This is a genomic window from Candidatus Buchananbacteria bacterium CG10_big_fil_rev_8_21_14_0_10_42_9 (assembly GCA_002773845.1).
GTDB lineage: Bacteria > Patescibacteriota > Patescibacteriia > Buchananbacterales > 21-14-0-10-42-9 > 21-14-0-10-42-9.
Genome location: PEZZ01000045.1, coordinates 1 through 9,388 on the forward strand (window position 1 = coordinate 1; position 9,388 = coordinate 9,388).

Genomic DNA, 9,388 nt, shown 5'->3' on the forward strand with positions numbered 1-9,388 from the left:
CAATTAATAATTACATATCCATTAGAGTGTAGACAAAGTTTACAAAAAAATGGGTACCCACCACTTCTCTTTCTTGCGAGGCACAGACAGGGGTTCCGCCGTTCTGGTGAAACTACCTAGCCGCTGCCTTGATGCGTGTCTCCTCGTCTTATTCGACATCAGTTCCCACCGGTTTCAATGTCGCGCCCCTCGCGCAACTTTAACCAAGCAATATACACGTCTTTAGCGCGATTGTCAAGATGTTTTATTCAACGGTAATTGGCACAAACCAGGCTGGTACGTTATTGAGCGGAATAACTAGCCCGTTTTGGTCTAACAAACGAAGTCTAATTTTCATTAGGTATTCTCCGGCCAAAACATTGCGCGCATCCAATGTAAATTTGAAAATGCCAGTTTCCCCCGGCGCTACCCTGCTTTGATTTAGAGGCACTGCGGCAACTTCTGAACGAATCCAATCGTTCGGGTCATAAAAAGGGCTTTCACTGCCGTCGGCATTGTAAATTTCCAGGGCGGTTTTACTTGAGAGCCAGGTTGTGCCAGTGGTTTTATTAACAATTTCAAACGTAATCGTGGTTGGCCGGGCGGTGTTATCAATCTTTTGCGGTAAATTGTGCTTAACTACTAGCCCGCTACCGTTAAGCGGTTTAACGATAAAAATTTTGTTTATTTGAGCGTGCGTGCCTTCGGCTGATTGCAATCTAAAGCTTTGACCCAGATGGCCTAAATCTTGCGGCGCGGTTACTGGAACATTAAAGGTGGCCGTCTCTCCCGGGGGCACCTCACTTTCATTAAAATTGAATGTGTTTTGAGCGTTGATAAATAAACTGGATTGACCGCCTTGATTGGCTAGCTGCATCCACACTTCTCCTTTGGGCCATGTTATGTTGCCGGTGTTTTCTGCCGTAACTTTAACCACCGCTTCGTCACCTTGTAATAAAATTAAATTCTCCGTTTCTATATCGATAATTTCTCCGTGATAGCCCGGGAATTGGCCGGTTGGTTCAGGTGGCGTACTAATTGGAGTAGCCTGAGCAATTGTTTCGTCGATGAAATCAATCATATATCCAGCCCCGTGAATAGACAACAGATCATCGCTGATGGCAATAGCGGATTGCAGTTTGTCGGCTCCAAAGACTCTGGCTAAGGTGTCGGTAGTTGCAATTCTCATGCGATCACCTTCTGAAATTATGTAGTATCTGTCGTCACTAGTTTTTACAAATATTCCAGATTTAAATCTAATTGGCGTACTTTCTAAATAATCGGCAATTGCCGCCGCACTTATGCCATCTGGCGTTTGGCTTTTATAATTCACTTGCCAAACCAAAGGGTCAACTGGATGTTTAATTTTATCTTGCAGCCACCAAATTTGTCCGGTTTCGTCTTTAACTAATTGTCCCTGCGGATACTTTGAGTCAACGGTAATTGGAGTGCCGTCTTGGTAGGCGCCAATTTTAGCATTCGCAATTAGCGGAATTTCATTGCCGGCAACTGCTAAGTGAAAATCAATTAGCAAGGCCAAGGCAGCATCATCTAAAATTGCACGCTTAGTGCTGTAGTCAGCGAGCAAGAAGTTCTGATTTGTTTCAGCTGATTTGACAAGGGTATTTTTAGCAAATTCAATTGGCGCACCGGCTGGATACGCGGCGATAGTTTTAGCGCTGACATCATAAGCGTCGCTTTCTGAATAGTCTTTAAGAAAAATTTCACGAGAAACAAATTTTCGCAATTTACTTTTTTCAACTAAGTAATAATTCCCCGCATGTTGCAGTACCAGCCCGTCCGGATATTTTTGGTCGGTAAAATATTGGTTCCAAATGCGCCAAAAAAAATGGTTGCCGCCAATGCCGCTTGTGCCGCCAACGTACGGAGTGTAAATGTATAAGTTAGCCGTGGCTTGGTTTTCTGGCGTGACGGCTACGCCGTCAAACGACTGCGTTGTTACACCAACGCGAAAGCCAAATTGCCCAGCGCGCTCAGTATAAATATTTTGAGTAATTGCCGACGACTCAACTTGATGAAAAAAGCCTTTATATTTGCTATTGCACTGTCCGCCGTAACAGCCGTATCCGGTAGCCCAATCTAATTGTTTTTGAGTCGCTTCAGATTTAGCAATTAATCCTTGTTCTTTTTCTAGTGTGGCGAGTAAAAATTTAGGGTTAATTTGGTGGATTCGCGCCACCTCCCAAATAATTTCCGATGCTTTTTTGGTAACCCCGTTAACAATGTCTGTGAAACCGGCCAAAACGGAATTTTCTCGTTCCAAAAAAGTTTGAATCGCCGTTTGGCTTAAAGAATTGTAATCATGCAAATCGTTGTCGGTAATAATATTATTCGGATAAAAAAATCGCGCGTGAGTTGGCGCGAATGGAATTAGTAGCAATGAAATTAGAGTTAGGCTACTAACAATTTTTTTAAATTGGTTTTTGTTTTGCGGCAAGCGTTTCATAAAGGCGTTTCAGTTACTCATCATAGCATATTTTTAGGCTTTTGTCCATGAAGACCACCTCTCCCATGAGTGGGAGAGGATTAAGGTGAGGGTTGAATTAATTATTTTCTACCTCGCCCTATCCCTCTCCTGGGACGTCAGACGTCCCCTGCTAGGAGAGGGGTTACTTAAGGGACGCTCGGAATTTTTTCTCTTGAATTTATGGTTAACGACACTATTACCCAAAACAATACAGCTAAATCGTTTTTAAAATAGGGCACGTCAATTAATCCGTGTATCAATATTGTTACCATAGCCGCTATTACCGCAAGGCCAATATACTTTTGCTTGGCCAAAAGTTCACTTTTAAAACTAAGCTGAAAAAATTTAACAAAAATATAGGTAAATGCTACCAGGCCTAAAATTCCCAAGTCAATCCAAAAGTTTAAAATTATATTATGCGGATAGATTAATGGTTCAAGTTTCAGCGGATCTCGAAAAGAATCTAAAACATGATAAAAACTATATATGCCACCGCCGAGCAAAAAATTTTTCGGGCTGTCAGCTAAAAAGTCAATAGTCCCTTGCCACAGCATAATTCTATTTTGGCCGGCAGGATCAGAAAATGTAAGGAGCGGCAAAAGTTGATGGCGGGATGCTGGCATTAATAACGCAACAATAATTATAACTGTTACTCCGGCAATTGTAATTTTTTTATTCCAGCCAAAATAAGCTAAAAATACTATTGCCGCCGCCAACCCAAGCCATGTGCCTTGTGATACGGTAAAAATAATAGCAATTACACCTGGCACAATAATAAAAAGTTTTAAAATAGTCGCTTGAATATTTTTGTAGTTTTGCCAAAGCCATCCAAGGTATAAAATAACAATCGGCGCTAAGTATAACCCCACGGCGTTAGGCGAAGTAAAAATTGAAGTTACTCGTCTAGTTTCCGGATTTTGCCAAATTGGCTCGGCTATACCAAAGCCAGAAAATTTTTGCCAAATTGCCAAAGTCGATATTAGAATTGTTGACACCCCCAACCCGCCAAGTAACAATTTTTTGTCTTCATTAGTTTTGCTTGTGGTGCTTAAAACTAAAAAAAACAAGATCGGCTCAATTAAATATGCCTTGAAAAGCCCCAGCGCCTTTAAAGTTTCCGGCGCAATAAAAGTTCCAACTACCCCAGCGGTTAAAATGGCAATCAGGCCATAGCGATAAGGGTTTGGTTTAAAAAGTTCTTTCCAGATGAAATTTCTTATAAGCCATATCAAGATGATGATTAATAGTGCCAATTCCAAATAAGTAAATGGAATATTGCCAATGTGTCCACGGAATAAATATGTTGGCAGTAGAGCCACAACTAAAGCGTTAGCCCAATTCGGTCTTTTAAAACCTAAGTAAATCAAAACAGCCAAAATTAAAAGCAAACCAATATTGATAGCGGTCCAATAGGGCAAGAGTATGTTTTGAATTTGCCAATGAAAATCAAAGTTAAACATGAGTATAGTGTATAAGTAATTTGCTGACTTGTAAAAACAGGAGAAGGCTAAAAACCGAGGAGGATTCTGGCCATGCTAATAGAGGTCGGGCAAGAGTATGCTCCTCGATTCAGCAACTCATCCGTCAGGGTGAAGGTAACCTACCAAAACGCTCATACGGTACGGGTGCGCCAAGGCACAAGGGAATTTTGGGTGTTGAGGGCTTTATTCGAGGTCCTGTATAAGGATCCGAATGTCATACGCGAAGTGCGTCCCCTCCCCCTGCTCCTCATGCCCCGGCCACATCGCTGGCAACAAGGACATACTCGAAGCGGGCTCTTGTCTTCGGATGAGAGCCCTCGCCATTGTGGTTAACTTGTTTGAATTTAATATAAATAGGAGTAGACTAAATATGGGAGGTTACCCTATGGCCAAGATACAAAAGGGCCGTCTGTGCATGCATATACCCACCGGCCAAGTAGTAACGGCCATTGTGGTGACAACCAGAACAGCTGCGCTTGACCAGCAGATCGACCATCTCTGGTCTCAAGTCCCGCTAGCGGAGCTTCGGCTGCTGACGCGAAAAGAATTGAGGGAGCATCGTCGCTCACTGCGTCGCCCAGTCGCCGAAAGGATTGCCCGAGCTTTGGCTTGGGCGTCGCTGCTGTGAGGATTGCATGCTGGACATGAGGCCCGTGCCGCCACGAGCCTCAAGTCCTTTTTAGAAGTTCTTGTAAGGACTCTTTTTTTATTCCTTTAGTTAAAAGTAGGACCCCAAAGTAAATTATGGCGCCTAATAAAACTAAAATGAAAATGTTTAGTGAATTTAAGTAATAAATTACCCCAGACATTATTAGAGCTGCTAGTAAAGGTTTATAGCTATTTTTTAAATTAGGTAAAAATTTTGTTGCCTTATAGCTTATTAGATATGCGGTTACCAAAATAAACGCTTCGCTCAAAATTGTAATTATGGCCGCGGCCCAATATCCGTATAGCGGAATAAAAATAAAATACAGCACTAATGATCCAATAGCGTTAATAATATAATATTTAATCATCTGTCGCTGTTTGTCAGCTGCCACGACCATATAGCCAAATAGCCCGGCGTAAAAAATCGCGACAGTGGCGACAATTAAAACTTTTAAAATATTGCCTGAACCAGTAAAATTTTCTCCAGCCACTAATGTCATAATCCGCCCTCCCAAAACCAACACTCCTCCAATTAACGGCAAACTAAACATAGTCAGCACATCAAAACCAGTTTGCAATATTTTTTTTATCTCATCTAAGTTTTTTTGGCTCCAGTGCAACACCATTAAAGGCAAAATTAGTCCCAAATATAAATACGCTATATTAATCAACACCTCTAGCACCTTATACGGCGCGGCGTACAAGCCAACTTCGGCAGTGTCGCGAAAAAGTGAAAGAATTATGGTGTCGGCTTTGAAGTAGATTAAGTTTAAAGCAATGGTAACGGCAATTGGCCAAGTTTTTTTGATAATAGTTCGCCAAATTTGGGTGTCAAATTGCCATTTGATAGGAATAATTTTACTCGCTGAACGAAAAAGTAATAAAAATTGTGTTAGGGCGCTTAAAATCAAAGCGCCGATTACCCCTAATAAAGAAAAATCTTGGCTGACCACATAAACTAACCCAATCAGGAAAATTAATCGGCTAATAATTTCAGCCATAACGACCTTTGTCATTGAAAGATGTTTTTGAAACACACCGGTTAAAATTGTGATTAAAGCTGTCGCCACAAAAGCCAAGCTGGCTAATGTTATGCCAATTTTAACCTCGGCCGCATAAGGGAAAAATAAAGCTACTGCCGGAGCAAGGCCTAAAAAGATTATGGCGCTAACTAAGCGCAGGCCTAAAATATTGCCTAGTATTTTTTCTTCAGAATAATTTGGATCAGAAATTAATTGAACGGTTGTCATTTGTAAACCAAAATCGGCGAGAATGCCAAAGATTTGCAGGAACGCTAAAATGATCGCGTATTGGCCAAAGCCAGTTTGGCCTAAATAGCGGGTGATTATCCCAATGGTCGCAAGACTAATGGCAATACTTACCGCCTTGCCGATAATTTGGATAAAAGAGTTGCGTGCGATTTTAGTATTAACCGAGTTCATAAGTGATTCTCATGATAGCACAAAGAATAATTTTTTTCGCTAAATTTATTGACAAAATCAAAAATCTATGCTATTATGATATATAGAAGCTGGAAAAATTACTAGTTTCGCAAAATTTGCAAAAACAAAAATAAAAATCGTATGTCAAAAATTGAAGTTGGTCATGAAATTTTAGGGTTGCACGACGACCGGCATGATGTGCAAGCGCTGATGAAAAACCCATCCGTTCCCCGGGTGTGGCTTTCAATCATTAGTGCTTTTTTGATTGTCGCAAGCGTCGCCTTTGCTTTGCGCGCGATTGGTACTTGGGCGGAAAATTACATTGTTTTTTCTAATGCCCAAGCTGCCGATGAAATTAAGGTTGCTCCGCACCAAGGTACTAATTATTTGTTGGAGCAAGTTTCCCAAGGATATCTGTCGCAGTAAGTATCTAATTATTAATTTAGGCGTATGAAATGAGCCGGCCCTGAACTTTGAAAATTTCCGACGATGTAAGAATGAGCGCATCAATTCGGTTTATCCGAACTTTCCCGCGATATGCGGATTAGATTCTCAAGGAGGAAATCTACAAAAACAAAAACAAAAACGGCCTAATTGTCTAGGTCGTTTTTTGTTACGGTTATTTGTCATTTTGGGCCTGTTCCGGAATCTCGAGATCCTGAATCCCGCCTGCGCTTAGCAGCTACGGACGGACAGGCAATACCCAGTCAAGCTGAGCACACGGTTCAGGATGGCAAGGTCACTTCTTAATTAACTCATTAAACCGGCGGACTTGATCGGCTAGCATGGAAACTTTTTTAGCCGCTTGGTACGGATGCGGCACTTGCTGAAAATGAAAGCGCTGCATTTCGCCCGCGGTTTGAATATAAACACTGCCATAATCTAAGATTGTGGCAAATAAACCCCTTAGCTCAGACGTTACATCTTGAACGCGGTGTAATTTTTGTTCTGAAGTTACGCGCGCGAATAAACCTTTTTGTTCGATATTTAAAATTCTCTTATTAGTTACAATCCAAACATCTAAATAGTAATCAACAAAGGCGTGTAACATAAAAAGCCAAATGTATAAATAATAAACACTGGCAAATAACACAAAAACCGGATAAACCAATTCTAAAGAAAATAACTTAATGTAAAAATCGCGCGCGAAAGTAAAAAACAGTAATGGCAGTAACGCCAATAGGGCAAACAAAATCAACTTTGTTAAAATAATAAACCAATGCCGCCGCAGCAGCAGAATAATTTTTTCACCGGGCAGTTGATGGGGAATAAAAAAGCGCAACAGCATATTATTTGAAAAAATTTGTTGGGCCGTTAGCTTCAGGCGTAAAAGCAGGGCCAATTGGAATTTGCATAGCCCAATCAATTTGGCTGATATACTCCCAAGAAATAATTAGAATGCCCGCGGCGATAAACAAATAAAAAAAGATAATAGTAATATTAGCTAAGTTTAAATATCCAAATCGCACCAAATGATAAATGTTAAATACCGAATAAATTATAAAAATTGCAACCGCAATTAAGTAAGCCACATAAAAAATAACGAGCGGAATACCCATTATATTAGAGGATTTTGTTTATTAGGATTTTTTACGCCGAGCAATTCATATGCCCGCTCGGTTGCCATCCGGCCTTTGGCAGTGCGGTGCAAAAAGCCGCTTTGAATTAAAAACGGTTCGTACACGTCTTCAATCGTTGACATCTCTTCGCCGCTTGCGGCAGCCATAGTATTAAGCCCGACTGGCCCGCCTTTGAACTTATCAATAATAATTTCCAAGATTTTTCTATCAATATCATCTAAGCCGTGTTCGTCTACGGCGAGCAGTTCCAATGCGTCAATGGTCGCTTGAAAATTCATCGTGTTAATGTTGTGGACTTGGCAAAAGTCGCGCACCCGCTTGAGTAAGCGGTTGGCAATGCGCGGTGTGCGCCTGGCGCGCTTGGCTAGTTCTTCGGCGGCTTCGGTTTCTAACGCAATATTTAAAATTTTGGCCGAACGATCAATGATTTGCTGAATTTCTTCCGGCTCATAAAAATTTAGATGAAATGTCGCGCCAAACCGGTCGCGCAGCGGTGATGATAAAGAGCTCACCTTAGTAGTTGCACCAATCAAAGTAAAATGCGGAAGCTCAATGCGTAAAGTTTTAGCTGATGGGCCTTTGCCGACAATTAAATCCAAAGCGTATTCTTCCATTGCCGGATAAAGCACTTCTTCAATTTGTCGGTTAAGCCGGTGAATTTCATCAATAAATAAAATGTCGCCATCTTCTAAATTAGTCAAAATCGCCGCTAAATCTCCGCTGTGCTGAAGCGCTGGGCCGGAAGTGACACGAATATTTTTATCCATCTCGCGCGCAATGATATGCGACAGGGTGGTTTTACCAAGTCCGGGCGCGCCGTAAAATAAAACATGTTCAATCGGCTCACCGCGTTTTTTGGCGGCTTGCATAAAAATATCCAAATTTTGTTTAATTTTGGATTGGCCAACGTACTCTTTTAAATTTTTTGGCCTAAGCGTTGCCTCCAACTTTTTTTCCGCCGGCTGCTCTTCTGGATCAGTAATTTTTTCCTTTGAATTTTTGTCAGACATGCCTTAATCATACTGATTTATGCTTTTTTTGTCTATTAAAAAAGCGAAGCTTATAGCTTCACGATTTTTTGTGTGTCTCTATTGTACCAAGCTCGCACCTATTTCCAAAATCGCTGAACGAATGAATCGCCCCACCACCGCTCGCCCCGCTCGCGTGTCCCGCAAAAAAATGTTCTCCGCTTTTCTGATTTGCGCACGACCAATTTTTTCTTCTAAAAGGATGAGAACATTTTTTGCGGGACTCTGCCCTCAATGAATCGGGCAGGTGGTGGAGCTTCAATGCGGACTCGGTTTTGCCAAACTATTTTTCTGGGGATTTGGATTTGGCAAAACCGAGACAGAATCTTCCCGCCCGCAGAAAGGGGTCTGGGGAATGAATGCGGGCGGGTCTAGGTTCTGACCTTGCACAGAAGGCAAAGTTGTTGTATGAATACGCCAGAAGAAATCCATGGTGGGTTTCTAAAAATCGTTCATTTACAACCTAAAAAGGAGGTGAGTCATGAAATGGTCTGATCGCCTCTACTTCGGTACGTGGCAACTCGGAGGACAGTTCAAGAATCTGTCTAAGGCGTATATCGAATCGCTCCTGCTTTTTGCCGTTAGTTCTGGTATCCGTCGTTTTGATACGGCTGCCGTCTATGGCGGAGGCAGAGTCGAGGAGATGCTGGGTGGTGGGTACCCATTTTTTTGTAAACTTTGTCTACACTCTAATGGATATGTAATTATTAATTGTTAATACTTGTTGATGCTTTCTGGCAAA

The 9,388-nt window shown here is 41.6% G+C and carries 9 protein-coding genes; 3 read left to right on the top strand and 6 right to left on the bottom strand.

Annotated elements, in window-relative coordinates; genetic code table 11:
* Positions 1–244 precede the first annotated feature (244 nt).
* Both COT81_05420 and COT81_05425 read right to left on the bottom strand, forming a co-directional pair.
* Positions 245–2,446, bottom strand: coding sequence for a hypothetical protein (locus tag COT81_05420; protein PIS04634.1), 2,202 nt, complete (start codon positions 2,444–2,446; stop codon positions 245–247).
* A gap of 167 nt (positions 2,447–2,613) precedes the next feature.
* A complete protein-coding gene (locus COT81_05425; protein ID PIS04635.1) occupies positions 2,614–3,927 on the bottom strand; it encodes a hypothetical protein in 1,314 nt (437 codons plus the stop codon).
* Between the two features lie 328 nt (positions 3,928–4,255).
* On the opposite strand from COT81_05425, the gene COT81_05430 reads away from it, so the two are divergent.
* Positions 4,256–4,576, top strand: coding sequence for a hypothetical protein (locus COT81_05430; GenBank protein PIS04636.1), 321 nt, complete (start codon positions 4,256–4,258; stop codon positions 4,574–4,576).
* Between the two features lie 40 nt (positions 4,577–4,616).
* Here COT81_05430 and COT81_05435 read toward each other — a convergent pair whose 3' ends face one another.
* On the bottom strand, positions 4,617–6,038 hold the full coding sequence (locus COT81_05435) for a hypothetical protein (GenBank protein ID PIS04637.1): 1,422 nt from the start codon (positions 6,036–6,038) through the stop codon (positions 4,617–4,619).
* A 141-nt stretch (positions 6,039–6,179) separates the two neighbouring features.
* Between COT81_05435 and COT81_05440 the strand changes: the two genes are divergently transcribed.
* Positions 6,180–6,464: a hypothetical protein gene (locus COT81_05440; protein ID PIS04638.1), complete on the top strand. Its 285-nt coding sequence runs from the start codon at positions 6,180–6,182 to the stop codon at positions 6,462–6,464.
* A gap of 313 nt (positions 6,465–6,777) precedes the next feature.
* Here COT81_05440 and COT81_05445 read toward each other — a convergent pair whose 3' ends face one another.
* From COT81_05445 to COT81_05455, 3 genes are read right to left on the bottom strand one after another with little or no spacing between them, the layout of a single operon-like run.
* Entirely contained in the window at positions 6,778–7,326 is a 549-nt protein-coding gene (locus COT81_05445; protein PIS04639.1) for a hypothetical protein, read from the bottom strand.
* 1 nt (position 7,327) lies between these two features.
* Complete coding sequence (locus COT81_05450; protein ID PIS04640.1) at positions 7,328–7,597, bottom strand: hypothetical protein; 270 nt, start codon at positions 7,595–7,597, stop codon at positions 7,328–7,330.
* On the bottom strand, positions 7,597–8,628 hold the full coding sequence (locus COT81_05455; protein ID PIS04641.1) for a Holliday junction branch migration DNA helicase RuvB: 1,032 nt from the start codon (positions 8,626–8,628) through the stop codon (positions 7,597–7,599). The genes COT81_05450 and COT81_05455 overlap by 1 nt, the downstream gene beginning before the upstream one ends.
* A 499-nt stretch (positions 8,629–9,127) precedes the next feature.
* Here COT81_05455 and COT81_05460 point away from each other — a divergent pair, with 499 nt between their 5' ends.
* The gene (locus tag COT81_05460; GenBank protein PIS04642.1) at positions 9,128–9,364 is read left to right on the top strand and encodes a hypothetical protein; all 237 of its coding nucleotides are present in this window, start codon (positions 9,128–9,130) and stop codon (positions 9,362–9,364) included.
* The last annotated feature ends 24 nt before the right edge of the window (positions 9,365–9,388 follow it).

Excerpts from the sequence above, each read along its gene's own strand:
- COT81_05425 (PIS04635.1), bottom strand. The coding sequence starts at position 3,927 with ATGTTTAACTTTGATTTTCATTGGCAAATTCAAAACATACTCTTGCCC.
- COT81_05420 (PIS04634.1), bottom strand. The coding sequence starts at position 2,446 with ATGAAACGCTTGCCGCAAAACAAAAACCAATTTAAAAAAATTGTTAGT.
- COT81_05440 (PIS04638.1), top strand. The coding sequence starts at position 6,180 with ATGTCAAAAATTGAAGTTGGTCATGAAATTTTAGGGTTGCACGACGAC.
- COT81_05450 (PIS04640.1), bottom strand. The coding sequence starts at position 7,597 with ATGGGTATTCCGCTCGTTATTTTTTATGTGGCTTACTTAATTGCGGTT.
- COT81_05435 (PIS04637.1), bottom strand. The coding sequence starts at position 6,038 with ATGAACTCGGTTAATACTAAAATCGCACGCAACTCTTTTATCCAAATT.
- COT81_05430 (PIS04636.1), top strand. The coding sequence starts at position 4,256 with ATGAGAGCCCTCGCCATTGTGGTTAACTTGTTTGAATTTAATATAAAT.
- COT81_05460 (PIS04642.1), top strand. The coding sequence starts at position 9,128 with ATGAAATGGTCTGATCGCCTCTACTTCGGTACGTGGCAACTCGGAGGA.
- COT81_05445 (PIS04639.1), bottom strand. The coding sequence starts at position 7,326 with ATGCTGTTGCGCTTTTTTATTCCCCATCAACTGCCCGGTGAAAAAATT.
- COT81_05455 (PIS04641.1), bottom strand. The coding sequence starts at position 8,628 with ATGTCTGACAAAAATTCAAAGGAAAAAATTACTGATCCAGAAGAGCAG.